A 24,759-nucleotide genomic window follows, 5' to 3' on the forward strand; every position below is an offset into this window, starting at 1 on the left:
ACCATGAGTGATGGAATGCTCAAGTCGATTGTGGTGCTTCTGGGAGTGCTCACCACTCTGGGAATCTACTCAATCCTCTACAAAGAGAATAAGGTCTTCCGCTTCTTCGAGCACCTCTACCTGGGGCTGGCGGGCGGCTACGCGATCGCGGCCAACTGGAACGATGTGCTCAAGCCCACTTGGTGGGAGCCGATGACCACCGATCCAGGCAAGAACTGGTGGATGGCGGCGCTCCTGCCCGCCGGTGCCCTGTTCTACTTTATCTACTCCAAGAAGAACGGCTGGATGGCACGCCTGATCTTTGGGCTCTTTATCGGCTTCGCCGCCGGGCAGTCGTTCCAGAGCTTCGCGGGGGACTACTTCCCGCAGTTCAAGAATGTCGCCACCAAGCCGCTCTGGGTGGAGGCCGACAAGATCAAGCCCGACTATCCGGTCGGGGCCTACGCCACCGTGCTCAACAACTGGCTCGCACTGGCGATCCTAGGAGCCGTGATGGTCTACTTCTTCTTCTCGTTTGAGCAGAAGAACAAGACGGTCAATAAAGTCTCCAAGTTCGGGCGCTACGCCATGATGGTCGCCTTTGGCGCGATGTTTGGCAACACGATCATGGCCCGTATGGCGCTGCTGATCGGGCGCATCTACTTCCTGATCCACGCCCCCGAGTCCATGAGCGGGCACTAGCAGCCGGGGATTGTCCGGGGATTGAAAATCCCCGGCAGAAGAGAGGGAGCGTCCCGGGGACGCGCGGAGCCTATGGGGTTCTGCGTCCCCGGGACGCTCTTTTTCCTGAGGCGGGGATTTCCAATCCCCGCCGGGTAAACTCAACCCGTGAAGCGACGCGATTTTCTGACACTCTCGGCGGGCGCCGGGGCCGCACTGCTGGCAAGCGATGAGGAGGCACACGCCGAGGAGCTGGGGGCGCTGGAGAAGCCGCCGCCCATCCCGCGCGAGTTCCGAGGCCTCTGGGTTGCCAGCGTCACCAATATCGACTGGCCCAGCAAGCCCGGCCTGCCCCCCGAGGAGCAGCGTGCCGAGCTGATCGCCCTGCTGGATAGGGCACAACGCCTCAAGCTCAACGCGGTCCTACTCCAGGTGCGCCCCGCCTGCGATGCCCTCTACCGCTCCGAGAAAGAGCCCTGGAGCGAGTACCTCACCGGAGTCATGGGCCAGGATCCCGGCTGGGACCCCCTCGCGGAGGCCGTCAAAGAGGCCCACGACCGGGGAATCGAGCTCCATGCCTGGGTGAACCCCTTCCGCGCACGCCAGTCCGGGGCCAAGAGCCCCACCGCGGCCAACCATGTCTCGGTTAAGCACCCCGCCTGGGTCAAGGCCTACGGTACGCTCCAGTGGCTCGATCCGGGTGAGCCCGAGGCCAGTAAGCACTCGCTCGATGTCCTGATGGATATCGTCCGGCGCTACGATATCGACGGTCTCCATGTCGATGACTACTTCTACCCCTACAAGCTCTACACCGACGAAAAAAACAAGGTCGAGAAGCCCTTCCCCGACGAGCCGGCCTGGAAGCGCTATGTTCAGGGAGGCGGCAAGCTCTCGCGCTCGGACTGGCGGCGCAAGAATATCGACGACTTCATCCGCACGCTCTATGAGCAGATCAAGGCGGAGAAGCCCCACGTGAAGTTTGGGATCAGCCCCTTTGGCATCTGGCGCCCCGGCAACCCGCCCCAGATCACCGGCTACGACTCCTACGAGAACCTCTACGGCGACAGTCGCAAGTGGATGCAGGAGGGCTGGGCAGACTACTTCGCGCCTCAGCTCTACTGGAAGATCGACCAAGCCGGGCAGAGCTTTCCCATCCTGCTGATCTGGTGGTCGGAGCAGAACCCGCTCAAGCGCCACCTCTGGCCGGGGCTCTACACCAGCAAGTACCCGCCGCTGGAGATCGAGTACCAGATCAAGGTCGCGCGCGGGCTCTCGGGGACGCCCAGTGGCCACCTGCACTTCTCCGCCGTCGTGCTGAAAAAAGGCATGGAGTCCGATACCAACACGATGGCGGGCCGCCTCGCCACGGTGGTCTACCCCGAGCCTGCGCTCGTCCCCGCCTGCCCCTGGCTCAGCACCGTCCCGCCTCCCGCTCCCCGCAATGTCCGCATCAGTGGTGAGCGCATCACCTGGCAGCAGGTCGAGCGCGCCTTTGTCTACGCCGTCCAGTGGCGCACCGGCGACCGCTGGAGCACCGTCATCCTCCCCGGTGACCACGCCGCCCACGAGACCGGTGCACAGGTAGACCAAGCCGTCGTGACCGCCGTAGATCGGCTCGGGAATGCATCGGTATAGCCGCCGGGCAATCAACTGCCCGGCACAAGCTCTGTACGCCGCGTCCTCGGGACGCTCCCTCTCTGGAGGCGGGGATTTCCAACCCCCGACAGCACACCCATGACAGTACTCCTCCTTGGCCCCCCCGACCCCTACGACGATACCCCGCACGTGACGCCCCAGACGCTCGCGGAGGTGCTGCGCGCTACGCCGGAGCCGGTGAGCCTGATCGCGACCGGGGAGTTTGCCGCGCTCGCGGCGCTCTTGGAGGCCGACCCGGCGCTGATTCGCTCCAAGATTGCGCGCCTCTTTCTGGTGGGGGGGCGAGCGGAGGGCGTGCTGCCTATCGACCCGCGTCTCAAGGAGCGCTACCCCGAGCGCTTCGGCGGTGCGCCCGACCCGACTTTTGCGCGTCTCCTGACCTCGGGGGAGGGCGTGATCTGGCTCCCCGGCGATCTCTGCCTCTGGCGGCACTGGGACGAAGACAAGCAAGAGGCGACTCTCCTCTCCACTTTGCCTGCGCTCTGCCTCGCCCGGCACCCCGAGCCGATGCCCTGGCTGCGCCTCTTTCGCACGGTCCCGGCGCGGGTTGCCGTGGACAATACCGGGCGTGTCACGGAGCTGACGGTCAATGCGCCCAGCCCCAATCTCTATGTCGTGGTCGCCATCGACGGCGCGGCGCTCTCGCGTTTTCTCATCGCTGAGCTCCCCCGCCGGGCGGGGGCGGGGGGGCAGGTGGTATCCTGACCCTGTGACAATTCTGGGGATCGATCCGGGGACAGCCACCACAGGTTTTGGTGTCATTCGCTACGAAGAGGGGCGGCTGATCCCTGTGGATGTGGGGGTCTTGCTCACGACACCGGACATGGCGCTCCCCGACCGTCTCAAGTCCATCTACGACGATATCAACACGCTCTTGGACCGCTACACGCCCGAGCTAGTGGCCACCGAGAAGCTGTTTTTTGATAAGAATGTCACCAATGGGATCGCGGTGGGGGCGGCGCGCGGGGTGATCCTGCTCGCCTTTGCCCAGCGCGGGCTCTCCTGGATGGAGTACACCCCCATGCAGGTCAAGCAGTCGGTGACGGGCTACGGGGCGGCGGACAAGCTCCAGGTCCAGGCCATGGTGACACGCCTGCTCAACCTCGCCGAGGTGCCCAAGCCCGACGATGCCGCCGATGCGCTGGCGGTCGCGATCTGCCACGCCCACTCCCACAAGATCAGCGGTCTCGGGCGTACCCGGAGCCGGGACAATCGAAGGTAAGCATGCCGCCACGACTCAAACAATCCATGAAGACGTTTCGGGGGCTTGCTCTCCTGCCACTGACTCTGCTGACGAGCTGCGCAAAAGTTCCGCCCGTTACCGGGGATGTTCCTAAGCTCCTGCGGGTCACCTTTGCCCTGCGGGGTGAGGTGCAGACCAACGAGACAGGCCTGCCCTACTACTACTTTGTCACCATCAACCGCACCGATAACCCCACCGATAACGGCCCCGTGCCGGTTGTCAGTGTGCCCTGGGGCAATGGCTTCGCCGCCGCCAACTCCGCGACAGGGCAGGGGTTTGTGGGCTTTGTCGCCTTCAACTACCGCGGCCCGGGCTTCCAGGTCTTCTCCTGCGAGAGCAATGGCGTCCTCAACAACCCGGTGAATGGAATCTTCACGCCCTTGGGAGTGCCCTTTCAGAGCACCCCGGTCTCTCGTGGGAGCAAGGTACTCTCCTTCCAGGTCGATCTCAACACGCTCCCGAACAAGACCGCCCGCTACGTCCAGCTCAATATCATCGCCACCAACAACGTCCCCCAAGGCGCTGAGGATGCCCCCAAGCTCTGGGATGCGCTTGGTGATGGGAGCCAGACGGGCTCACTCAATCAGTTTATTACGCTCGACACTCTCCAGAACCAGCTCAAGCGCAACAGCGACGACCGCCGGGAGCCGACACAAAACGATGTTCGCGACCACGTGGCAGCATTGGTGGACGAGCCCAACCTCGATATTGTCGACTGGGAGATTGAGTACCGGAACTAGGCTGCGGTACAATAATTAGGACTGGTCTCATTTTAGGCGAGGGAACTTTCTACCGTCCCTGGCTTGTACAGTAACTACGAGGACTTTACGATCATGTGGATTCGCACCGCAGCCCTGGCTGCTCTGGTTTCGTCGCTGGCATCCGCCGCTCCCGCACAGGCCCCCAAGCTTCCTGGCTTCTTCGCCGCAGCCAAGGCGACAGTCGCTCCGGTCAGTGTCAAGGCGGGGGCGAAGGCCACCCTGACCGTCACCATCACCATGGCTCCTGGCTTTCATATCTACGACCCCAAGCCCGGCGATGAGTTTGCCATCCCCTCCGAGGTGACTCCCACCAAAGTAGCAGGAGTGACCTACGGCAAGGCGGTCTGGCCCGCCCCGACCCTGCACGAGAAGACCCGAATCCACGAGGGGACGATCACGGTCACGGTGCCCATCACGCTCGCCAAGACGGTCAAACCGGGTACTCTGAAGCTGGGAGCGGCGGTGAAGGCCCAGGGCTGCAACGCCACCGGCTGCCTCCCGCCAGAGACGGTTCAGCTCTCCGCGCCGCTGACGGTGAGTAAGTAGTCATGCGACGCCTCCTTGCCCTCTTTGTGCTCGCGGCGGTTGCGGTTGGCAGTGCCTTCGCAACCCCCACAAAGCCGACTCTCTTCGCCACTGTCGCGCCAAGCCCCGCGCGGGCCGGTGAGTTTATCACGGTCCTGGTGACGGCAAAGCTCGCGCCCAAGATGCACATCTACGCGCTCGATGCCAACCCCGATCTCTTCACCGCCACCGAGCTAAAAGTCGAGGGCAAGGGCCTGACCGCGCTGGGAAAACCCGGCGAGTCCAAGCCAGAGCCGTTCTATAGCGCGCCCGACAAGGCCACGGTTGGGGTACATGCCAACGAGGCCACGTTCTCCCAGAACCTCAGCCTTGCCAAAGACACGTCCGCAGGCAACCTCCCCCTCAAGGTAACGCTCCGGTACCAGGTCTGCGACGACACCGGCTGCCTCCCCCCGACCACGGAAGAGGTCAAGCTCGCTCCGCTAACGGTCGAGGCCGGCACCGCCCGCCCCGAGTTCAGCAAGCCCCCCTTCGCGAAGCCGGAGGGGGTGGCGAGCCCCAGCGAGCCGGGGGAGGCAAAAAGCAAGTCTCCCTCAGATGCAGCGCCGACAAACCTGCTGACCTTTATCCTCACAGCCTTTGGTGCAGGGCTCCTGGCGCTCATCACCCCCTGTGTCTTTCCCATGATCCCCGTGACCTTTGCCTACTTTACCAAGGTCGCAACCGCCAAAGACGATGACCCCACGGTGGTGAACAAGACCATCTTTCGGCTGGCCGTGCTCTATTGCCTGGGGATTGTCGTGAGCTTTGTGGTCTTTGGGCTGATCACGGCGCTGACGGTCGGGGCGGCGGGCGCGACCCGCTTTGCGGCCAATCCGATTGTCAATGTGGGCTTTGGGCTGATCTTTATCGGCTTTGGCCTCGCGCTCTTGGAGGTCTTTGAGCTCAAGCTGCCCAGCAGTGTCCAGCAGCTCACCGGTGCGGGCCGCAAGACCGGCGGTTATCTCGGCGTGTTTCTGCTGGGGCTGACTTTTGTGATCGCCAGCTTCACCTGCGCCGCTCCCTTTGTCGGGACGGTCATGGTGCTGGCGGCCAAGGGGGGCGAGCCCATGCTGGCCGTGCTGGGAATGGCGCTCTTTGCCACCGCACTGGCACTGCCTTTCTTCCTGCTGGCGCTCTTCCCGAGCCTGCTCAAGAAGCTCCCCAAGTCCGGCGACTGGCTCACCACGATCAAGGGTGTCATGGGCTTCTTGGAGCTCGCCGCCGCGGTGAAGTTCTTCTCCAACGCCGACCTGGTCTGGAACTGGAACCTGCTCACCGTGCCACTCTGCCTGGCGCTCTATGGCCTCGCGTTATTAGGCTGTGGACTCTGGCTGCTGGGCAAGCTCTATGTCGGCTTCAATACCCCACAGGACAAGCCAACTATCGCACGTCGGGTCTGGGCGGGGCTCTTTATCGCCGCTGCCCTGTACTGTGTCTACGGTGTCTCCGGCCGCCCGACCCACCCGCTTCTCTCTGGCTTCCTGCCCCCCGCCGACCACACCGGCTTTGGGGTACGCAAGGGCGAGAACGAGCTGGAGTGGGAGCGGGACTTTGAGAAGGCCAAGTCGCTGGCGAAGGCAAGTGGCAAGCGCGTGATTATCGACTTCACGGGCCATACCTGCACCAACTGCCGCGATGTCGAGACCCGTGTCTTTCCGGAAGTCGCGGTCAAGACAGAGCTGGAGAAGTACATCCGAGTCCGCCTCTACACCGACCGCGACGGTGGCAAGTACGCGACGCCTGAGGAGGGCAGCCGCAACGCCGATCTCGCGATGACCTACTTCGACGCGATTGTCAACCCGCTCTACGCCGTGGTCGATGCCGATGGCAAGCTGATCGCCAAGACCGACTACAACCTCGCCAAAGACCCCACCCGTATGGCCGAGTGGCTCAAGAACGGCCACAGCTAGGCAATCGTCCCACCCAAGGAACGAGTATGGCCGGAACCACCAGGGTTCCGGCTTAAGAGGGCGATCCACCCGCTTGCGGGTGGATCGCCCTCTCAAGCCCGGACACTCGTTGTCCGGGCTTCACATTGTCCGGGCTCCTACGTTTCCCGTATAATGCCTTTATGAGTAAGACGCTTTTCTCGTTTCTCGCCCAGCCGCCGACGATGCGCAATGGGATTCCGCTCCAGCCCGCAGGAAAGATCATCCCGCCGATTGGGATGACCCTCAGCCCCACCGATAAGACCGCCCTCACCGATGGAGTCGCGGCGCTGGGGGCCAAGACCGACGCGCTCAAGAAGCACCCGCTCTGGCCCGATGTGGAGATCTACCGAAAAGCAGTCGCCTGGAGCCTGGAGGCCAACACGATCTACAATGCCCGCGAGCTTCAGACCGCCAAGGAGCTCCTGACCGAAGGCACCGCCCGCGCCGATGCCCTTGCACGCGGCCAAGCCCCGTGGACCAAACAAACCGGGCTTGTGGTGCGCGCCTACACCAGCAAGCTCGATGGCTCCGTCCAACCCTACGGCCTCGTGATCCCCGACAGCGCCTTCGACGGTCAGAAGCACCGCCTCGACCTGTTCATGCACGGGCGCGGCGAGAACCTGACCGAGCTCTCGTTTCTAGAGCAGCGTCGCAAGAGCCCCGGTGAGTTCACCCCTCCCGGCGCGCTCGTGCTCCACCCGTACGGGCGCTTCTGCAACGCCAACCACCTCGCCGGAGAAGTGGATGTCTTTGAGGCGATCGCCCATGTGCAGAGCCAGTACAAGATCGACGAGGACCGCATTATCCTGCGTGGCTTCTCCATGGGTGGGGGCGCGACCTGGCACCTATCGGTCCACCACCCCGACTACTGGTGCGCCGCCGCGCCCGGCGCGGGCTTCGCCGACACGATCCGCTTCTCCAACCTGAAAGAGAGCGAGATTCCAGGCTGGCAGCGCAAGCTCCTGCGCCTCTACGACCCGGTGGACTGGGCGGTGAATCTGGCGCAGTGTCCGCTGGTGGTCTACTCAGGCGAGATCGACGGCCAGAAGCTGGCGGCCGATGACATGGAGGCGGCACTGAAGGCAGAGGGGCTGCCCATGACCCATATTATCGGGCCAAAGACGGGCCACTCCTACCATAAAGACAGCAAGCCGCTCATCAATGCGGAGCTGGATAAGTACGCCGCGCGGGGCCGCGACAAGAACCCCCAGAAGGTACGCCTGACCACCTGGAGCCTGCGCTACGCCAAGTCGAACTGGCTGCAGATTACGGGGCTGGCCAAGCACTGGGAGCGCGCCCGCGCCGAGGCCGAGCAGAGCGCCGATGGCAAGAGCGTGACGATCAAGACCAGCGGGGTGACCGCCCTCCAGCTGGCGCGGAGCTTCAAGAGTGTCAACCTGGATGGCCAGCAGCTCGCGGGGGCGGTTTTTTATAAGGACAAAGATGGGAAGACCTGGCGCGCTGGTGAGCCCCGTGGGAAAGAGCTTCGCAAGAAGCCTGGTCTGCAAGGCCCCATCGACGATGCCTTTATGAACCGCTTTGTCTTTGTGCGCCCGACCGGGATTCCCAAGACCCCTGAGCAAGGGGCGTGGGCGAAGAAGGCTATGGAGCAGGCAATCGACGACTGGAAGACCTTCTTCCGCGGCGAGGTCGTGGTGGTCGACGACGATAAGCTGACGGCAGAGCAGATCCGCAACGCCAACCTGGTGCTCTGGGGTGACCCGGCATCCAATAGCGTGATCGGGCGCATCTCGGCCAAGGTGCCCCTCGGCTGGACCCCGGAGACTGCACCCGTGGGAATCTACCCCAACCCGCTCAACCCGAGCCGCTACGTGGTCTACAACTCGGGCTTTACCTGGCACGACTACATGTCCGGCTCCAACGCCCACCACACCCCCAAGCTCCCCGACTGGGCGACCGTTCGGGTGGCGGATGGGAGCGTGGTCGCACAGGGCTTCTTCGACGAGAGCTGGAAGAAGTAGGGCCACTCCCTAACCCCCGTCGGTAGGGGGAGGTACAATAACCCTGTGAGAACACAACAAGTGGCGCAGCCGGTCTGTCATCTGTGGCAAGAGACCCGGCGGCGGGAGAACGACCGCGTCTCGCAGGTCCTACTGGGAAGCACGGTCAGCGTGCTGGAGACCTCCGATGATGGCGAGTGGGTGCGGGTCCAGGGCGACGATACCTACCGGGGCTGGGCGGAGACACGCTTCTTGGTGGATGAGGTGGCACCGGAGGCGACTGTCTCCGTGCCCTTCGCCGATGTCCGTGCCGAGGCGCGTGCCGATGCTCCCCTCGTGGCGCGGCTCTCGATTCTGAGCACGCTTACGGCGCACCCGCCCGTGGGGGACTGGTGCCCCGTCACCCTGCCCGGCGGCGCGTCGGGCTGGCTCCCCGTGGCGGCGCTGGCACCGCTACCCAAGAAATCCCCCGAGGTCTGGGCCACCGAGTTTCTCGGGACCCCCTATCTCTGGGGGGGATCGTCGGCGTTTGGCCTCGACTGCTCCGGGCTGGCGCAGCTCTGCTACCGGCTGGCGGGAATCACCCTGCGCCGGGATGCCGATATCCAGCGCGACGATCCCCGGTTTATTCCCGTGGCGCAGGACGCCCTCGAACCGGGGGACTTGGTCTTTTTTGGCAAGCCCGAGAAGATCACCCACGTGGGGCTGCACCTTGCAGGAAAGACGTTTATTCATGCCGCGGGGGGAGCCGGGACGATTCTTACCGAGTGGGGCGACACGCGCTACTCTCCCAGCTATGTCGATGCCCGGCGGCTCAACCCGCAGCGAGCGAGCGACCCCGTGATCCGTTTTGAGGCCGAGACCCGATGACCCTCCCCGAGTGCTTTTATCTCCCCCTGGAGCGCGACCTCCTGCGCCTGACCGGCCGCGACCGCCAGAGCTTCTTGCAGGGTATGGTCACCAACGAGATCGCCTCCCTGACCCCGGGACAGGGGTGCTACGCCTTCCATCTCACCAGCAAGGGCCAGATCCTCGCCGACTGCCGGGTCGCCTGCCTTGAGGACAGCCTGCTCATCGACACCGAGCCCGGCTGGGGTACGCCTCTGGCAGAGTCGCTAGACCACCACCTGGTCATGGAGCGCGTCAAGATTACGCCTCTGACCGGAATTCTCTCCACGTTTGTGGGAGGCGAGGAAGCCGAGGAGATTCTTCGTGGGCTACAGCTTCTCCCTGAGCCTGGTGAGGGGAGTAATGTCACGCAGAGCTTCGTCGGGCAGCAAGTCATTGTGGTGCGTACGCACTGGATTGCCGGTACGGGCTTTATGATCTATGCCAGTGCGGAGACAATGGCGATTGTGCACGATAGTGCAGGGGAGCTCTTAGACAGCGCGGTTTTTGAAGGGCTACGGATCGAGGCGGGGATTCCCAAGGGGCGCGTGGACTTCGATGAGAAGACCCTCGCGCCGGAGACTGGGCAGGCAAGCCGGGCGATTCACTACAAGAAGGGCTGCTATATCGGGCAGGAAGTGGTGGCACGCATCGATGCGCGGGGCCACACCAACCGCGGCTTTGTCCGGCTGACCCTCGACGCTCTTGTGGCACCAGGAACCAAGCTCTATACCGACGGTAAAGAGGTGGGCTGGCTGACGTCCGTGGCACCGGGACCGACCTTGGGGGAGCCGCGGGCTCTGGGGTACCTACGCAATGAGTTTGCCGCGCCTGGAACACAGGTTGCGGTGGGCGAGAGTGGCATGGGAGTCGTGGTATGAAACGTCCCGTTCTCTGGATAGCCGTAGCGGCAGTTCTGGTTCTGGGGGGGATTTTCTGGGCAGTCAATGCCTGGGAGTACCAGCAGATCGGCGAGAGCCATGTCCGGCGGCACCTCGTCCGCGGCGTCGTTGAGATCGAGCGTGGGGGGCGCTGGGAGGCACCGTTTGTGGTCGATCCGCGTGCGCCCCTGCTGACTCGGGAGGACCTCAAGCGCATCAAGCTCAGCAACCTCCAGTGGGGCGATGCCGGGCTCCTCTGTGCCACCGCGACCGTCTCTCCGGGAAAGCCCCTGAACGGCCGCCTTGTCTTTGTGGTCCAGATCCGCGAGACCAAGGACGGCGCACGCATCCGCGACCGTGGGATTCGTCAGACCATCGCTTGGCCGGGGGGCGCGACGGTTCCCTTTGTCTTGCCGACCGATCTGTTTAAACCCATCCGCAACCAGCAGACCCTGGTGCACCTAGAAACCATAGAATAGGAAGTTTTTGACATGCGTACCTCAACCAACACCCGCTTTAGCCAGTGTGGATTTCATCACATGGCACTCCGTGCCGTGAACTTTGACGCCTCTCTTGCCTTCTACACAGAGGGGCTTGGCTTTCCTGTTGCCCACTCCTGGGGGGAGGGGGAGAAGCGAATCGCTCTGCTCGACCTGGGGGATGGAAACTACCTGGAGCTCTTTGCCTGCCCAGAGGGAACTGAGATTGTGGGAGGAAACCAGTTTTTTCACCTCGCTCTGCGCTCCATAGATGTCGATTCTGATATAGAAAAAGTACGTTTATTGGGCTGTCCGATTACCATTGAGCCAAAAAGTGTGGAGGTTAATGGCAAGACTATTCGTGTTGGGTTCTTTCTTGGGCCTGAGGGAGAGACACTAGAGTTCTTTCAAAACGACGAGCTATAGGATAAACTGAGCTTAAAGGAAATCAACGAACAAGGATGCGTCAGAAACGTCGATCTAGTAGTAGTGATGCTATCTGGATCCTGATCTTAATTATAGTGGGGGCTCTATTTGCCTGCTTGCTGGTCTCTCCGTACCTGCGCTATCAGCTTGGGGGCAAGTGGTCTCTCCCTATGATTGGGATCGCTTTTCTGATCGTCCTCTATCTCCAGCCCCCGGTGGCACGGCGTGTTCACCAGTGGCGTGCGGACCAGCGTGATGAGGCGGAGAAGCGCTGGTGGCGCGAGCGTGACAAGCGTGAGCAGCAGGCACAGCTCCGCGCCGAAGCACTCCGGCTGGGTAAGATCCAGCGGGATAAGAAAAATAAGTAGCGCCAACACCTACGACAAAAAGAAACCGCAGGCGGGTAGCTCACCCGCCTGCGGTTTCTCGTTTTGTTTGACTTGTTAGTCGTCGATTCGCTGGCCTTCCAGAGTGAAGAGGAGAACGGGTCCCCAGAACGCCATTCCCCAGCCGGCGAAGGTCAGGAGCTGCTGCTCCACCGGATGGGCCGCGACAAAGTCTTGCTTACCGATGGTGAAGAGAAGCAGAATACCTGCGAGCATGCTGAGCCAGCCGGCAAGGGCACGCAGCTGCCAGGGAAGCTTTGTGAAAAATAGTTCAATCATTATGGTATGACTTTACCGGATTTCCTGGTGTTTTGCAACGGTTCGTCGTTGCTCTACATCTTGAAGTACTTTTCATCCTCAGCGATGGGGGGAATCTCAAACCCGTGGGTCGTGGCCCACTCGACGGTCTCTTGCCAGCGCTCCTGCCGATGGGCATCGTTGGTGATGGCAGGGAGCAGGTGGGGAGGCTCGGGAATCTCCTCGTCCGCGCGCTCACTCCACTCGCGATGTAGCTTCTCGTAGATGGAGGACCACTTCCACGGAAAGGGGCAGATAAATTGTTCGTCCATGACACATACCTCTGCTTGTATTGTAACAAACCTGGGGGAAAACATCGTGGTTTTCCTCAAATTTTTTTAAACTATCCAAAGGCCTTCGCGAGAGCGTAGGCGACTCCCGCGGCGAGGCCCCCAATTCCTGCTGTCTCTAGTGCACTTCTCCAGGGACTGGTGCCCGTGAAGCGGCCCTTGACATAGCCAAACACACACAGTGCGGCAAGGGTCACGAGGCACGAGAGGCGAAAGGCGGCGGCGTGCTCTTTCAGGAAGATGTAGGGCGCTAAGGGAATCAGGCCGCCCACAATATAGGAAACCCCGATTGTGACTGCGCTCTGGAGGGCACGCTTGGGGTCGGGCTCCTCGAGGCCCAGCTCGAAGCGCATCATGAACTGGACATAGGCCTCAGGATTGCGCTCCAGGGCGGCGATAATGGGGGTGATCTCCGCCTCAGTGAGGCCGTAGCCCTCGAAGACCTCACGGATCTCTGCGGCCTCTGCCTCGGGCTTGTGGACCACTTCCCAGGCCTCACGCTTTTTTTCGCTCTGGTAGTGCTCCGCCTCGCTACGGGCGGCCAGATAGCCCCCGAGCCCCATGGCAATCGAGCCCGCGGCGATCTCCGCCAGCCCCGCGGTGACCACGATATTGGTGCCCAGGATCGCGCCTGAGAGGCCTGCGGCGAGGGCAAAGGGGACAGTGAGCCCATCTGCCATCCCAATGACCACATCCCGCACACTCTCCGAGGACTGGAAGTGTGCCTCATGATGGTGGTCGTGGTGCGGGGGAGAGGTGTGGTGGAGATGGGTGTCCAAGCGTGCTAGCGTCCGATCTTGATTCCGCCCTCACGGGGTGCGGTGATGGTGATAGGGGCCGTGCTATCGGTGGGAGCATCGGCGTTGCGGCCACCGGTCGTGCCCACGAACACCAGCTTCAAGGGAGGGAGCTTAGGGTCGCGGGTCCCGAGGTACCGTGAGCCATCGGTTCCGCGCAGGGTAAAGCTGACCTCGTCCTTGTTGCCCGGAACATAGATCGCCCCCTGGTTGATGGTGATTCCGGGCGGGAGGCCCAGAGGAGAGATTACCACATCGCTGCGGCCATTGGTAGGGCGGGAGATCTTGATCGTGACGGTCGCGGTCTTGCCGGGGCCAAGATCGAGGCTCTCTACCCCCAGAACGGAGAGGCCAAAAGGAGGCTCCTCTCGGGCGACTCCGATAAAGGCGGCACTTCGCTCGATCGGGCGGACATTGTTGTTCTGGGTGCGGTAGAGCTCGATGGGGCGAGCCTGGCGCTTCAGTGTCTTGACATTCCCCTGGCTATCCGTGAGCTGGGTCGTCCCCTCTACGGTGATCGTCCCCCCACCCAGCGCCGCTTTATCGTCCACGGTGATCAGGATCAGCGCTTTGTCGTCGTCGGGCGGGATAACCCCCACCTCTGCCTTGACCCCCTCAGGGAGGCCCTTGAGGGTCAGGACAATGGGCTCCTGGAGCGCCTCACGCCGCGTGGCACGCACCAAGAGGGCGGCGCGGCGGCCCGGAGCGAGGTTGGCACCGTCTGGGGTGACAGTCAGGGAGAAGTCCGGGATGCCGGCCCCGATTGTCTCCCAGCAGTAGGCACCGGTGGTTGCGGCGGAATCGCGCACCTCGACCACGTACTCTCCCTCCTTGGGAAAGCAGCCCGGCATCCGCAGCTCGTCGTCGCCGTCCATCACCCGTGTCTGCACCACAGCGTCTTTTGCATCTTTGATGGTCACACGGGGCCGTAGGGGAGAGCCCAGGCGCTTGGTGTAGAGCTCGAGTCCCATACCTGGCTTGAGGGCCCGGACCCGGAAGCGGTCCACCTGGTTCTCACCCGTCAAGCGCCCCGAGAACATCGCGGGGAGGCTAACTGCGGTCGCAAGCTCGACGGCATCCACAGGACCACCACCGTCGGGCAAGTCGCGGACCAGAACGGGGGTGTCACCGAGCATGGTGGGGACCATGGTCACCCCCGCGGCATCGCGTGCGACCCGGGCCTCGACCGGAACATTGCCCATCAGGGCGGAGATATTGCTCCCCGGGCGCGCCACGAGGTTGGGTAGGGTCGTGTCCGTCGGGAGATTGCCCATGGCCAGGCGGTAGATCGAGGCGGGGTTTCCCTTCCAGAGCAGGTCGCGCACCAGGAGCGTGTACTCGCCGTCGGCGGGGCAGATCCACTCGACAATCGGGTCGATCTCCAGCTTGCCCAGGCTCTTGGTCAGCTCTTTTCCCTTGCTATCGTAGAGGTAGAGCACGGGGTTGAAGAACATGGGGCACTGCTCGTTGATCCGGTAGGCCTTGAGGTTAAACGTCAGCCCCTCGCCTTTTTTCGCGGAGAAGACAAAGCGATCCCGCTGTGCCGACTGGGTGAGAGCCCCGTTGATCACCGCGGGGAGGGTCACGTTCAGGCTCGCATTGGGGAGAGCGAGCTGCTCGGGGAGGCCGCTTACCTCAAATAAAAACGGGCTGGAGACTCCCTGCTCGGTGATGAGGCGCACCTCACGCAGGCCGGGAGGAGCATCGGCTGCGACTGTTAGCTTGGCGGTCACTTGCCCCGCACGCGCCCGTGCCTGGAGCCAGCTCACCACTTTATCGCGGTCGTCTTTCTTGATATCGGCACCACGCGCGGTGATCATCCGGTCCACGGTCGCGGCCCACTGCTCGGGGGACATGGTCCGGTTGTCGGGGGAGCGCGCCTCGTGGCAGGTGACACACTTGGCATTGAAGAGGGGACGGATCGTGTCATCGACCGCTGCCCCACTGCCCATGAGCTCCGCCTTGACACCGGCTGCCCCATTGACCACGACTCGCTTGGCTCCCGCGAGCCCACCGCCGCGGATGGCAATCTCGACGGTCTTTCCCGCCTGTGCTCCGGCGGGGTAGAGCGCGGCGATGCGTGGGTTCTGTGCCAGCGCCATCGGGGCGAGGGCGGCGGTGAGGGCAAGAATCAATCCTGAAGTGCGTTTCATTGCGGAGTTCCTGGTGTTCCTGGGGTTGCGGGTGCGGTCGGGGGGGGAGGGAACTCGCGCACCAGCTTATTTTGAGTCACATCGTAGAGGCGGACATAGCCATCGAGGGAGGCGGCGGCGACCAGCTGGCTATTGGGGGAGATCGCGAGGCTCCAGATGTCTGCGGTTGCCTCGGTGAACTCTTTCTCCATGCGGTTGCGCCCCAGGTTCCAGACCTTGACCTTCTTGTCCGCGCCACCGGAGGCGACCGTCTGGCCATTGGGGGCCACCGCGACCGCGTAGACACCGTCGGGGTGGGCACCGCCAAAGGTCTGGCCGACAAACCCCGTACGCGGGTCGGGCTCCTTGGGATCGCGCGCCTTGCCATCGCTGCGGACCCCAAAGACCCGGAGGGCACCATCGCCGCTCCCTACTAGAAAGCGCCCCGGTTGGGGGAGTGCGGCGACACACCAGACCACGCTACCACACTGGTCGAAGTTCACCACCACCCGCCGCTTGTCGGCGTCCCAGACCTTGAACATCTTGTCGGCACCGCCCGTGGCAAAGAGCGCACCACCGTCTTGCTGGCTCGCCCGCGCCGGTACCGTCACGGCTAAGCAACGCCCCACATGCTCGGAGAGGGTCCCGATTGTCTGGCCCGTCATGGCATCGGTCACACAGACCTTCTCATCGTTGGCGGCGGAGAGAATCTGCGCCCCCAGAAACGCCACGGACTCGACCGTGTCGTAGTGCGGCTTGAGGGACTTGATGACCTGGCCCGTGCTGGCATTCAGGAGCAAGACCACGCCGCTCAGACCTGGGACGCCCGTGCCTGCCGCGAGCACCGCCCCATCGGGGGAGAAGGCGAGGGAGCGAATCGCATCGGAGGAGACCACCCAGTCCGAGAGCTTGTTGCCGCTGGCGACGTCGTAGACCAGCACGCGCCGGTAGGTTCCCACCGCGAGGCGTGCTCCGTTCGGGGAGAAGGCCACGGCCCAGCACGGCGGGAGCTTCGTGGCGATCGGGAGGCCTCCCCCGGCTCGCTGGGGCTCGCCACCCCCTCCGGCTCCGCGAAGGGGGGGAGTTTTTTGGGGGGATTTTACCGGGCTTTTGCCTTTACTCGCCGGTTTCTTCTGTGATCGTGTCACCCACATGAATTTCGCCTTCCTCCAGCACCCTTGCTCGAATCCCCGCTTGATTGACCAGCCGCCGAGCAAGGCCGGGACGCTGGGTGTGCGCTTCTAGCTTTGCGCAGGGCTGGCAGAGCTCAGTGCCCTCACAGAGGACGCCGCCCACACGAAAGCGCTTGCCCACCAGCGGGTTGAGCGCCACTCCCGTCACCGTGATATTGCGCCGCGACTCGCCCGGAGCGAAGCCCTCGGTATCGACCACCTCCGCCTCGATCAGCGTGATGTTCTCGGTCTCGCGGTCTCCGGCAATGCCGCTGTCTTTGAGAAGCCGCGCCGATGTGACGGACTCCATCGGAGCCCAGGACGTTGCGGCGACATGTATGGTTCGTATCATAGCTCTTCTAACTGGAGAGAGTCTCCAAGCTCAATCAGCCCCCCCTCGATAATCTTGGCGCGGAGCCCCCCGCGTCCGACTAGTTGTTGCACCAGGCCGGCTCGATTGGTCAGACGCTCCAAGTGTACACAGGGTTCACAGAGGCGGATGCCTTCGCAGTGCGTGATGCCGATGCGGAAACGCTTGCCCACGAGCGCGTTGAGGCGAATTCCTTGGGTCGTGAGGTTGCGCCGAGACTCGCCAGGAGCCAGCTCCACCTCCGCGAGAACCTCCGACTCAATGAGGGTTAGTTCACGATCAAAGGGGCGCGGTGCGAAGGTTCCCTTCCCTTCTTCGTAGCGATCCCCCACGAGGCCAAATCCAGCGTGGAGGATTGCCGCGGGGACGGACTCCATTGGCCCGGCGGCGTGCCGGGCCAGGTGGATTGCCACGAGGGTGGCTGGCACTAGACCAGCTCGCCGATATGCCGACCGCCGCGGGAGAGGGTGATGCGGACGCCTTCCGGGGACGTGATGGACTGGGTGTAGTCGATCCCGAGGCACTGGTAGATGGTGGCGGCGAGGTCTTCCGGCTTGACCGGGCGCTCGGCAGGCTCGAAGCCCTTGGTGTCCGACGATCCCACGACCACGCCACCCTTGACACCGCCGCCCGCCACGAGCACGGAGAAGCAGCGCGCGTGGTGGTCACGGCCACCATCGCGGTTGACGATCGGGGTGCGGCCAAACTCGCTCATGACAATGACCATGGTCGTCTTGAGGAGGCCCCGCTGCTGGAGATCGTCGATAAAGGCCGCGACCCCCTTGTCAAATGTCGGCAAGAGGTTGCGCGAGAGGTTGTTGAAGGCGTTGTTGTGCGTGTCCCAGCCCCCCGACGAGACCGTCACGAAGCGCACGCCGCCCTCCACCAAGCGTCGCGCGAGCAAGAGGCTCTGCCCGAGCTGGGTTCGGCCGTAGGCATCGCGCACCTTGGCGGGCTCTTTGCTCACGTCAAACGACGCGCGTGCCTCGGCGGAGCTGAGCAGGCCGTAGGCGCGGTTGTAGAACGAGTTGACTGCCTTGGCGCGGTCGGAGCCCTTCTCAAAGCGGGAGAAAGCGGAGTCCACGGCCTCGCGCAGGGTCTTGCGACGGTCCATGCGCTCCAGGGTCATCCCACTGGGCAGGTCCAGGTCGCGCACCTTGAAGCCGCCGTTGCTGGGATCGCCGCCCGGAGCGAACGGGTCGAGCGCTGCACCGAGGAAGCCAGCACCGCCGTACTGAATCTGTCCGGGAACCGCGATGTAGGGGGGGAGAGCGGACTTGGGCGGGAGGAACTTGGCCGCCACCGAGCCGAAGCTGGGAACCCCAAAGCCGGGCAGGGGCTGGAAGCCGGTGAGCATGTAGTGCGTGCCGCGCTCGTGGGCCGCCTCGCCCGTGGTCATGGAGCGGATCAGGGAGAACTTATCGGCCTGCTGTGCCAGGAGCGGCAGGTGCTCCGAGATCTGCATGCCATCGGCCTTGGTGTTGATCGGGTTGAACTGCCCGCGAATCTCCGCGGGGGCATCGGGCTTGAGGTCGAAGGTATCGAGGTGGCTCGCGCCGCCCCCCAGCCAGATCACGACTGCGGACTGTGCGGTCGCGCCTTGCAGGCCCGCTGCCTGTGCCTCTTCTGCCTCAAAGAGGTCGGTCATGCTTAGCCCGAGAAGTGCCCCTGCCTTGAGGCCCGTGCTTAAAAAGTTTCGTCGAGAGAGTGCATTGTACTCCGTACAAGCGTTTGGGTCGGTTTCTTCCGTCATGGCGTCCTAAATTCCTCTACTCTGGTTCGATTGGTCATTGTAACATTAATCGGTAGGTACAATCAAGGTATGAAGCTTTCCACTCTCACCGACCGCATTGGCGCAACGCCTCTGGTCCTACTGCCCTCACCGAGCCCCGCTGTCCCCATTCTAGGGAAGATGGAGGGAAACAACCCTGGTGGGAGTGTCAAAGACCGGCCCGCCTGGTCGATGATCCGGCGCGCGGAGGAGCGGAGGGAGCTAAAACCCGGTATCACGCTGATCGAGCCGACCAGCGGCAACACGGGGATCGCGCTGGCGATGATCGCAGCGGCGCGAGGCTACAAGCTAGAGCTGGTCATGCCCGCCAACAGCACCGCGGAGCGTGTCCAGACCATGCGGGCCTTTGGGGCCAAGGTGGTTCTCACCCCCGCGGCGGGGGGGATGGAGGCGACCATTGACTTTGCGCACGCCCGGCTCGCGGCCAACCCGGGAACCTACCTCATGCTCAACCAGTTCGCCAACCCCGATAACTGGCGCGCCCACTACGAGACCACCGGCCCGGAGATCTGGCACGACACGGAGCACCAGATCACCCACTTTGTCTCGGCGATGGGGACCACGGGCACCATCATGGGAGTCTCGCGCTACCTCAAGGAGCAGAACCCCGAGGTTCAGATTGTCGGCTGCCAGCCCACTCCCGGCTCGCGGATTCCAGGGATTCGGCGCTGGGCTCCCGAGTACCTGCCCAAGATCTTTGAGCGGGAGCGGGTGGACCGGGTGATCGATATCGAGCAGGGTGTGGCGGAGTCCACGGCACGCACGCTCGCCGCGACCACGGGAACCTTCACGGGAGTTTCGGCGGCGGGGGCGCTCTGGGCGGCGCAGCAAGTGGCCGGCGAGCTGGCAAGCGAGGGAAAGAGCGGCCTGATCGTCACCATTCTCTGTGACCGCGGCGACCGGTATCTCTCGTCGGACCTGTTTGCCGATGGCCACCCCGAGCTGGGAGAGCTGGAGATTGTTGCATGAGTACCGTCAAGATCACGATCGAGCGGGTGGGGCCGTGCGCCTACGACGCCAAAGATGCGCTGGGCAATACGATGCGCCTCGCGGGCTCGGCGGAGCTGGAGCAGCAGATCCGCGAGCGCCTCCCCGATCCGACAGTCTTCCCGGAGACGCTTCCCGCGCGGGAGAACACCGGCCCCGGGTTTCGCCCGATGGCGCTGCTGCTGATCTCTCTGGCGGGCTGTAGCGCGCTGGATTTAGGGCTGATCCTGGCCCGGCAGCGCCAGGATGTCCGGGGGCTCTGGATCGAGGCGGAGGGGGAGCGCCCCGAGACAACTCCCGCACCCTACACCCAGATTACGCTGAAGTTTATCGCCGCAGGGCCGGTCGATCCCGCCGCACTGGAGCGGGCCGCTGAGCTCGCGGTGCGCCGCTACTGCTCGGTTGCGGATACGCTCAGGCCGGAGATCACAGTGTTGACCGAGGTTCAGCCTCCCGCACCGTAGTGCGCGACCGCCACGCTGTTGCGGTGTACCTTGGCCTGGTAGAGAGCGGAGTCGGTGAGGGCGATGAGCCCGCTCAGGCCCTCGGTAGTGTCGCCCGAGGGAGAGGAGGTGCCGCTCCACGTGGCGATTCCCAGGCTGGCGGTGATCGCTCGCTTGGGCCAGACCCGGCTCTCGATCTGGCTACGGACACGCTCTGCCCAGCGCTGGGCAGAGGCAGAGTCGGTGTGGGGGAGGACGATCATAAACTCTTCCCCTCCATAGCGAATCACGGTATCGTCCGTGCGAATCGTGGAACGTAGGAGGGTGCCTAGCTGTCGGAGAACCTGGTCGCCACAGACATGACCAAAGGTATCGTTGTAGGACTTGAAGTGATCCACATCCAGTAAGACGACAGAGAGAGCCTTGCCTTCCTTTTGCGCTCTCTCCCAGGCATCTGGCAGGCACTCTTCAAGCACGTAGCGGTTGAATACCCCGGTGAGGGCATCGACTGTAGCCTGCACCTCCAGCCGCGAGTTGGTGTGGTGAAGCGCCTCTTCCTGGGCGCGGTGTGTGGAGATATCGGTGCCAGTGACAACAAAGCGTTGGACTTCTTTTTCCCCGCCGAAAATGGGGACGGTTCGCATGAGGTGCCAGCGAAGTGCTCCGTCTTTACGACGAATCCTTAGCTCGCACTCGTAGGGCTCGGTACACTCGGCGAGGGAGTCAACAGCACACTCATAGATCGGAATATCGTCGGGGTGTACCAGCTGCCGCCAGTGAATCTCTGCGGTGGGAGTGGCGGGGTCGAGCCCGGTGAAGCTGAAAAAATGGCCGTTGTAGTAGTGTGCAAAACCATCGGCATCGACCAGGATCGCCAGGTGCGGCATGACATCGAGCACCTCCGTGAGGACCCGCTCGCGACGGAGCTGCTCTTGCTCGGTAGCCTTCCAGGCCGTGATGTCTTGTGAGGTGCCCACCAGATTGATAATGGCTCCTGTCTTATCCCGAACCGCTCGCCCGAGGCAGTGCACCCAGCGTTGCCTGCCATCGTCAAGGACCACGCGTAGGGAGAGATCATAGGGGATGCCCTCGACCATGGCACGCTGCACTGCCGCAGCCAAGAGCGGCTGGTCGTCGGGGTGGTGGCGGGCTAGATGCGCTGCGTAGTCCGGAGGTCCCGCGGCAGGGTCGAAGCCAAAGAGCCGAAAGGTCTGGTCAGACCAGGTGATCTTGCCGGTGGCGAGCTCAAACTCCCAGGAGCCGATCTGCGCGACACACTGGGCCTCAGCGAGGCGACGGTTCGCTTCCTGCGCCTCGTGTGCGAGCCGCCGCTGCTCGGTAATATCGTAGGCCTCACCGACCACACCCCGTACCGCGCCCGAGTCATCACGCAGGACATTGAGTGTCAGATCAATAAAGACATGTTTCCCATCACCACGGCGGACCTCTAGCTCTTGGTGGCGTGACTGCTTCTTGCTGACCACCTGCCGAAAGAGCCGTTTGATCGGCGTGCGCTCTTGCGGAAGCCAGATCGGGAGCTCCCAGAGAAGCGTGCCAATTGCTTGCGCAGGCGTGAGGCCACAGAATGCCAGCGCGGCGGTGTTGGCATCTAGAATATAGCCCTCCGGGGAGAGAAGACCGACAAGGTGGGACATCCCATCGACCATCGCACGGGCAGGGAGCATAGGATTGTGCGGGGGTAGAGACACTCTAAGAGAGTTATGCCCGGTTTCCCCGTAAAAATCACTAATTTCTTTCTCGGGTACAATCGTGCCATGGAGCTGCTCGACACCGCTGTTGACACCGCCGCGCCGACCTTTCGGCAGAACGCGGCACACTACGAAACCCTGATCGCGACCCTGCGCCAGAAGCAGGCGGCTGTCTGTGAGGGCGGCGGCCCGGAGACGGTCGCCAAGCACCGGAGCCGAGGCAAGAAGCTGGCGCGGGAGCGCATCACAGCCCTCCTCGATCCGGGTGCCCCGTTTCTGGAGCTCTCCACCCTCGCCGCCGATGGGCTCTACGGTGACCAGGCACCCGGCGCGGGGATTGTCACGGGGATTGGGACCATCCAGGGCCGCCCCTGCGCGATTGTCGCCAACGATGCGACTGTCAAGGGAGGAACCTACTTCCCGCTGACCGTCAAGAAACACCTGCGCCTCCAGGAGCTCGCGCTGGAGAACCGGCTTCCTTGCCTCTACTTGGTGGACTCCGGTGGTGCCTTTCTCCCGCTCCAGGCCGAGGTCTTCCCCGACAAAGAGCACTTTGGACGCATCTTCTACAACCAGGCCCAGATGAGCGCGGCGGGGATTCCCCAGCTCGCGGCGGTGCTGGGAAGCTGCACCGCGGGGGGAGCCTATGTCCCGGCCATGAGCGACCAGACCGTGATTGTCAAGGGCAATGGGACGATCTTTCTGGGCGGTCCGCCGCTGGTCAAGGCCGCCACTGGCGAGGAAGTCACCGCGGAGGCGCTGGGGGGCGGCGAGGTCCACACCCGGCTCTCCGGGGTCGCGGATTACTTAGCGGAGACCGAGGACGAGGCCCTGGCGCTGCTACGTGAGGCCGTGGCGCACCTGCCCTACACACCGGTCGCGCCGCCCTATGCCCCCGAGGAGCCGCTCTATCCCGCCGACGAGCTCTACGGCATCTTGCCCGCCGACCTGCGCCAGCCCTTTGAGATCCGCGAGGTGATCGCACGCCTCGTGGATGGCTCGCGCTTCCATGAGTTCAAGCCTAGCTACGGCCAGACACTGGTCTGCGGCTTTGCGCGCCTGGAGGGCTGGCCGGTGGGGATTGTCGCCAATAATGGGATTCTTTTCTCGGAGTCCGCGCTCAAGGGGGCCCACTTTATCGAGCTCTGCTGCCAGCGGGGGATTCCGCTGCTCTTTCTGCAGAACATCACGGGCTTCATGGTGGGGAGCCGCTACGAACACGAGGGGATCGCCAAGCACGGGGCAAAGCTGGTGATGGCCGTGAGCTGTGCCCGTGTCCCCAAGTTCACCGTGATTGTCGGGGGGAGCTTTGGGGCGGGCAACTACGGCATGTGTGGCCGTGCCTTCGGGCCGCGCCAGCTCTGGATGTGGCCGGGTGCCCGTATCTCGGTGATGGGCGGCCCCCAGGCCGCCGCGGTGCTCAAGACCGTCAAGGGCGAGGCGATGACCGCCGATGAAGAAGCGGCGACTATTACTACCTACGAGCGCGAGGGCAACCCCTACTACGCCACGGCGCGCCTGTGGGACGATGGCATCCTCGACCCCTGTGACACCCGACGCGCCCTCGGCCTCGGGCTGGCCGCCGCCTGCGCTCACCCTGCCGAACCCACGACCTTTGGAGTGTTTAGGATGTGAGCTTGCGGGGCTTGACCACAACGAGCGAGAGAATAAAACCAAGTGTGAGAATTCCCGCCGCGAGATAGAAGATAAAGTGATGGCCCGACCCCACGGTGTAGAGGGGTGAGGAGAGGATAGAGCCGAGCATCGCGCCGATCCCCTGCACCATGCGGACGGCTCCGATCATCCCCCCCCGCTCCTTTTCCGGGGCCATCTCCGCGACATAGGCCATGTAGGAGGGGAACGCGAGCACAAAGCCCACTCCCATCAGCGTCCCAAAGACAATGATCAGGTTCTGGTGTGCGCCAAAGAGCAGCCCCCAGAGGGCGACCGCACAGAGCGCGGTGCCGAGCTGGATCGCCTGGGTCTTGCCCCACCTATCCGCGAGCCTTCCCAGCGGTGCCGCCACAAGGCCGATCAAGACCGCCGGAGCAAGCAGCAGGTTCCCAAAGCTCTCCTCCGAGATCGAAAAGCGCTCCATGAAGTAGGGCTTGGCATAGGGCGCGATAAGGCCAATCGCCACAAAGATCAGGCAGATCAGGCCTAAGAGCCAAGGGATCTTCCGCAGAGCGTCGAGGAGCGCACTCTTGGACACCGGCGCGTGCTCCCCATCCGTAGGGGCAGCATGCGCCTCGCTCCGGCGTGGGGCGATAAAGTAGGAGAGCACCGATGTTGCGGCAAAGCACCCCGCGGCAAAGACAAACGACGGCACGTAGCGCCCCGGCTCCGATGCCGCAAAGCTCTTCCCAAAGGTCTCGTTGAGCCATCCCCCCACCTTGGGACCAATCGCGATCGTGGCCATGTAGGCCATGGTGATGAGGGTGTTGGCCTGTGCCTGTCGCTCGGGCGCGACCCGATCCGCCGCCGACGCATAGACATTGGGCCAGAGCATCGCCGCTCCCAGGCCGTCGAGGGCACGAAGCAGCAGGACGAGGGCGGTCACGCCTAGGATCGAGAGAGCACCCACCGGGGTATGGATCTGCGAGGTCGCCAGGCAGGTCAGGATGGAGAGACAGGTTCCCAAGACCATGAGCCGCCGCCGTCCCAGGCGGTCGGCGAGCGCTCCCATGGGCGAGTTGGCGAGCGCCTCAACGAGGTAGTAGGCCGCCAGCGCGATTCCTGGTAGGTTGGGGAGGTGTAGCCCGAACTTCAAGAACACAGGGAGCGAGGAGATATTGACGATCACGAACCCTAGCTCGGCCAGGGCTGAGACGGCACACAGAGCGAGGAGAAAGAGCCATTCGGGCGGCGGCGGCTTGCGGGTCATTGCCTCAATTGTACCGTGTGGGGCGGGGAGGGCTATAGGAAAATAGT

The 24,759-nt window shown here is 63.5% G+C and carries 26 protein-coding genes; 16 read left to right on the top strand and 10 right to left on the bottom strand.

Annotation, left to right across the window (positions count from 1 at the left end):
* The first annotated feature begins 3 nt into the window (after window positions 1-3).
* The 13 genes from HNQ39_RS13800 to HNQ39_RS13860 all read left to right on the top strand — a co-directional run bounded on the left by HNQ39_RS13800 (window position 4) and on the right by HNQ39_RS13860 (window position 11,821).
* Entirely contained in the window at window positions 4-681 is a 678-nt protein-coding gene (locus tag HNQ39_RS13800) for a hypothetical protein (RefSeq protein ID WP_184196962.1), read from the top strand.
* Between the two features lie 147 nt (window positions 682-828).
* Window positions 829-2,295 (top strand): family 10 glycosylhydrolase, encoded by a 1,467-nt coding sequence (locus HNQ39_RS13805; RefSeq protein WP_184196965.1) that lies wholly within the window; start codon window positions 829-831, stop codon window positions 2,293-2,295.
* A 99-nt stretch (window positions 2,296-2,394) separates the two neighbouring features.
* A complete protein-coding gene (locus tag HNQ39_RS13810) occupies window positions 2,395-3,021 on the top strand; it encodes a hypothetical protein (protein ID WP_184196968.1) in 627 nt (208 codons plus the stop codon).
* Between the two features lie 4 nt (window positions 3,022-3,025).
* A complete protein-coding gene (gene ruvC, locus HNQ39_RS13815) occupies window positions 3,026-3,538 on the top strand; it encodes a crossover junction endodeoxyribonuclease RuvC (protein ID WP_184196971.1) in 513 nt (170 codons plus the stop codon).
* Window positions 3,539-3,564: 26 nt separating this feature from the next.
* Window positions 3,565-4,299, top strand: a complete 735-nt coding sequence (locus HNQ39_RS13820) for a hypothetical protein (RefSeq protein ID WP_184196973.1) — start codon at window positions 3,565-3,567, stop codon at window positions 4,297-4,299.
* A 63-nt stretch (window positions 4,300-4,362) separates the two neighbouring features.
* Complete coding sequence (locus HNQ39_RS13825; RefSeq protein WP_184196976.1) at window positions 4,363-4,866, top strand: protein-disulfide reductase DsbD N-terminal domain-containing protein; 504 nt, start codon at window positions 4,363-4,365, stop codon at window positions 4,864-4,866.
* Between the two features lie 2 nt (window positions 4,867-4,868).
* Window positions 4,869-6,797, top strand: a complete 1,929-nt coding sequence (locus tag HNQ39_RS13830) for a protein-disulfide reductase DsbD family protein (protein WP_184196979.1) — start codon at window positions 4,869-4,871, stop codon at window positions 6,795-6,797.
* A gap of 161 nt (window positions 6,798-6,958) precedes the next feature.
* Complete coding sequence (locus tag HNQ39_RS13835; RefSeq protein WP_221289997.1) at window positions 6,959-8,800, top strand: prolyl oligopeptidase family serine peptidase; 1,842 nt, start codon at window positions 6,959-6,961, stop codon at window positions 8,798-8,800.
* Window positions 8,801-8,845: 45 nt separating this feature from the next.
* Complete coding sequence (locus HNQ39_RS13840) at window positions 8,846-9,649, top strand: NlpC/P60 family protein (protein ID WP_184196982.1); 804 nt, start codon at window positions 8,846-8,848, stop codon at window positions 9,647-9,649.
* Complete coding sequence (gene ygfZ, locus HNQ39_RS13845; protein ID WP_184196985.1) at window positions 9,646-10,548, top strand: CAF17-like 4Fe-4S cluster assembly/insertion protein YgfZ; 903 nt, start codon at window positions 9,646-9,648, stop codon at window positions 10,546-10,548. Before HNQ39_RS13840 ends, ygfZ begins: the two co-directional genes overlap by 4 nt.
* Window positions 10,545-11,027 carry a hypothetical protein gene (locus tag HNQ39_RS13850; RefSeq protein WP_184196989.1) on the top strand — a complete coding sequence of 161 codons (483 nt, stop codon included), beginning with the start codon at window positions 10,545-10,547 and terminating at the stop codon, window positions 11,025-11,027. The genes ygfZ and HNQ39_RS13850 overlap by 4 nt, the downstream gene beginning before the upstream one ends.
* Before the next feature lie 12 nt (window positions 11,028-11,039).
* The gene (locus HNQ39_RS13855; protein ID WP_184196992.1) at window positions 11,040-11,453 is read left to right on the top strand and encodes a VOC family protein; all 414 of its coding nucleotides are present in this window, start codon (window positions 11,040-11,042) and stop codon (window positions 11,451-11,453) included.
* Window positions 11,454-11,623: 170 nt separating this feature from the next.
* Window positions 11,624-11,821: a hypothetical protein gene (locus HNQ39_RS13860; RefSeq protein WP_184196995.1), complete on the top strand. Its 198-nt coding sequence runs from the start codon at window positions 11,624-11,626 to the stop codon at window positions 11,819-11,821.
* A 75-nt stretch (window positions 11,822-11,896) separates the two neighbouring features.
* On the opposite strand, the gene HNQ39_RS13865 is transcribed toward HNQ39_RS13860, so the two are convergent.
* The 8 genes from HNQ39_RS13865 to HNQ39_RS13900 all read right to left on the bottom strand — a co-directional run bounded on the left by HNQ39_RS13865 (window position 11,897) and on the right by HNQ39_RS13900 (window position 18,650).
* Entirely contained in the window at window positions 11,897-12,118 is a 222-nt protein-coding gene (locus tag HNQ39_RS13865) for a hypothetical protein (protein ID WP_184196998.1), read from the bottom strand.
* 53 nt (window positions 12,119-12,171) lie between these two features.
* The gene (locus HNQ39_RS13870; RefSeq protein WP_184197001.1) at window positions 12,172-12,408 is read right to left on the bottom strand and encodes a hypothetical protein; all 237 of its coding nucleotides are present in this window, start codon (window positions 12,406-12,408) and stop codon (window positions 12,172-12,174) included.
* A gap of 71 nt (window positions 12,409-12,479) precedes the next feature.
* A complete protein-coding gene (locus HNQ39_RS13875) occupies window positions 12,480-13,205 on the bottom strand; it encodes a VIT1/CCC1 transporter family protein (RefSeq protein ID WP_221289999.1) in 726 nt (241 codons plus the stop codon).
* Between the two features lie 5 nt (window positions 13,206-13,210).
* Window positions 13,211-15,376: a c-type cytochrome gene (locus HNQ39_RS13880; RefSeq protein WP_184197004.1), complete on the bottom strand. Its 2,166-nt coding sequence runs from the start codon at window positions 15,374-15,376 to the stop codon at window positions 13,211-13,213.
* Window positions 15,373-16,347: a WD40 repeat domain-containing protein gene (locus tag HNQ39_RS13885; RefSeq protein WP_184197007.1), complete on the bottom strand. Its 975-nt coding sequence runs from the start codon at window positions 16,345-16,347 to the stop codon at window positions 15,373-15,375. Before HNQ39_RS13885 ends, HNQ39_RS13880 begins: the two co-directional genes overlap by 4 nt.
* A gap of 124 nt (window positions 16,348-16,471) precedes the next feature.
* The gene (locus HNQ39_RS13890; protein WP_184197010.1) at window positions 16,472-16,879 is read right to left on the bottom strand and encodes an MOSC domain-containing protein; all 408 of its coding nucleotides are present in this window, start codon (window positions 16,877-16,879) and stop codon (window positions 16,472-16,474) included.
* The gene (locus tag HNQ39_RS13895; RefSeq protein ID WP_184197013.1) at window positions 16,876-17,325 is read right to left on the bottom strand and encodes an MOSC domain-containing protein; all 450 of its coding nucleotides are present in this window, start codon (window positions 17,323-17,325) and stop codon (window positions 16,876-16,878) included. The genes HNQ39_RS13890 and HNQ39_RS13895 overlap by 4 nt, the downstream gene beginning before the upstream one ends.
* Window positions 17,325-18,650 carry a DUF1501 domain-containing protein gene (locus HNQ39_RS13900; protein ID WP_184197016.1) on the bottom strand — a complete coding sequence of 442 codons (1,326 nt, stop codon included), beginning with the start codon at window positions 18,648-18,650 and terminating at the stop codon, window positions 17,325-17,327. Before HNQ39_RS13900 ends, HNQ39_RS13895 begins: the two co-directional genes overlap by 1 nt.
* A 69-nt stretch (window positions 18,651-18,719) precedes the next feature.
* On the opposite strand from HNQ39_RS13900, the gene cysM reads away from it, so the two are divergent.
* Entirely contained in the window at window positions 18,720-19,658 is a 939-nt protein-coding gene (gene cysM / locus HNQ39_RS13905) for a cysteine synthase CysM (RefSeq protein WP_184197019.1), read from the top strand.
* Window positions 19,655-20,140, top strand: coding sequence for an OsmC family protein (locus HNQ39_RS13910; RefSeq protein WP_184197022.1), 486 nt, complete (start codon window positions 19,655-19,657; stop codon window positions 20,138-20,140). The genes cysM and HNQ39_RS13910 overlap by 4 nt, the downstream gene beginning before the upstream one ends.
* On the opposite strand, the gene HNQ39_RS13915 is transcribed toward HNQ39_RS13910, so the two are convergent.
* Window positions 20,122-21,804 (bottom strand): sensor domain-containing diguanylate cyclase, encoded by a 1,683-nt coding sequence (locus HNQ39_RS13915; protein WP_184197025.1) that lies wholly within the window; start codon window positions 21,802-21,804, stop codon window positions 20,122-20,124. The two genes, HNQ39_RS13910 and HNQ39_RS13915, sit on opposite strands and share 19 nt — an antisense overlap.
* 90 nt (window positions 21,805-21,894) lie before the next feature.
* Here HNQ39_RS13915 and HNQ39_RS13920 point away from each other — a divergent pair, with 90 nt between their 5' ends.
* On the top strand, window positions 21,895-23,463 hold the full coding sequence (locus HNQ39_RS13920; RefSeq protein ID WP_184197028.1) for a carboxyl transferase domain-containing protein: 1,569 nt from the start codon (window positions 21,895-21,897) through the stop codon (window positions 23,461-23,463).
* Here HNQ39_RS13920 and HNQ39_RS13925 read toward each other — a convergent pair.
* Complete coding sequence (locus HNQ39_RS13925; RefSeq protein ID WP_184197031.1) at window positions 23,453-24,712, bottom strand: MFS transporter; 1,260 nt, start codon at window positions 24,710-24,712, stop codon at window positions 23,453-23,455. The genes HNQ39_RS13920 and HNQ39_RS13925 overlap by 11 nt on opposite strands.
* Window positions 24,713-24,759 lie beyond the last annotated feature (47 nt).

Source organism: Armatimonas rosea (assembly GCF_014202505.1).
In the GTDB taxonomy this organism is placed as follows: Bacteria; Armatimonadota; Armatimonadia; order Armatimonadales; family Armatimonadaceae; genus Armatimonas; species Armatimonas rosea.

What these genes read in the sequence shown, in the direction of transcription:
- HNQ39_RS13830 (WP_184196979.1), top strand. Translation starts at nt 4,869, where the DNA reads ATGCGACGCCTCCTTGCCCTCTTTGTGCTCGCGGCGGTTGCGGTTGGC.
- HNQ39_RS13850 (WP_184196989.1), top strand. Translation starts at nt 10,545, where the DNA reads ATGAAACGTCCCGTTCTCTGGATAGCCGTAGCGGCAGTTCTGGTTCTG.
- HNQ39_RS13820 (WP_184196973.1), top strand. Translation starts at nt 3,565, where the DNA reads ATGAAGACGTTTCGGGGGCTTGCTCTCCTGCCACTGACTCTGCTGACG.
- HNQ39_RS13920 (WP_184197028.1), top strand. Translation starts at nt 21,895, where the DNA reads ATGGAGCTGCTCGACACCGCTGTTGACACCGCCGCGCCGACCTTTCGG.
- HNQ39_RS13810 (WP_184196968.1), top strand. Translation starts at nt 2,395, where the DNA reads ATGACAGTACTCCTCCTTGGCCCCCCCGACCCCTACGACGATACCCCG.
- HNQ39_RS13835 (WP_221289997.1), top strand. Translation starts at nt 6,959, where the DNA reads ATGAGTAAGACGCTTTTCTCGTTTCTCGCCCAGCCGCCGACGATGCGC.
- ygfZ (WP_184196985.1), top strand. Translation starts at nt 9,646, where the DNA reads ATGACCCTCCCCGAGTGCTTTTATCTCCCCCTGGAGCGCGACCTCCTG.
- HNQ39_RS13865 (WP_184196998.1), bottom strand. Translation starts at nt 12,118, where the DNA reads ATGATTGAACTATTTTTCACAAAGCTTCCCTGGCAGCTGCGTGCCCTT.
- HNQ39_RS13925 (WP_184197031.1), bottom strand. Translation starts at nt 24,712, where the DNA reads ATGACCCGCAAGCCGCCGCCGCCCGAATGGCTCTTTCTCCTCGCTCTG.
- HNQ39_RS13890 (WP_184197010.1), bottom strand. Translation starts at nt 16,879, where the DNA reads ATGATACGAACCATACATGTCGCCGCAACGTCCTGGGCTCCGATGGAG.
- HNQ39_RS13855 (WP_184196992.1), top strand. Translation starts at nt 11,040, where the DNA reads ATGCGTACCTCAACCAACACCCGCTTTAGCCAGTGTGGATTTCATCAC.
- HNQ39_RS13870 (WP_184197001.1), bottom strand. Translation starts at nt 12,408, where the DNA reads ATGGACGAACAATTTATCTGCCCCTTTCCGTGGAAGTGGTCCTCCATC.
- HNQ39_RS13800 (WP_184196962.1), top strand. Translation starts at nt 4, where the DNA reads ATGAGTGATGGAATGCTCAAGTCGATTGTGGTGCTTCTGGGAGTGCTC.
- HNQ39_RS13880 (WP_184197004.1), bottom strand. Translation starts at nt 15,376, where the DNA reads ATGAAACGCACTTCAGGATTGATTCTTGCCCTCACCGCCGCCCTCGCC.
- cysM (WP_184197019.1), top strand. Translation starts at nt 18,720, where the DNA reads ATGAAGCTTTCCACTCTCACCGACCGCATTGGCGCAACGCCTCTGGTC.
- HNQ39_RS13915 (WP_184197025.1), bottom strand. Translation starts at nt 21,804, where the DNA reads ATGCTCCCTGCCCGTGCGATGGTCGATGGGATGTCCCACCTTGTCGGT.
- HNQ39_RS13900 (WP_184197016.1), bottom strand. Translation starts at nt 18,650, where the DNA reads ATGACGGAAGAAACCGACCCAAACGCTTGTACGGAGTACAATGCACTC.
- HNQ39_RS13860 (WP_184196995.1), top strand. Translation starts at nt 11,624, where the DNA reads ATGATTGGGATCGCTTTTCTGATCGTCCTCTATCTCCAGCCCCCGGTG.
- HNQ39_RS13910 (WP_184197022.1), top strand. Translation starts at nt 19,655, where the DNA reads ATGAGTACCGTCAAGATCACGATCGAGCGGGTGGGGCCGTGCGCCTAC.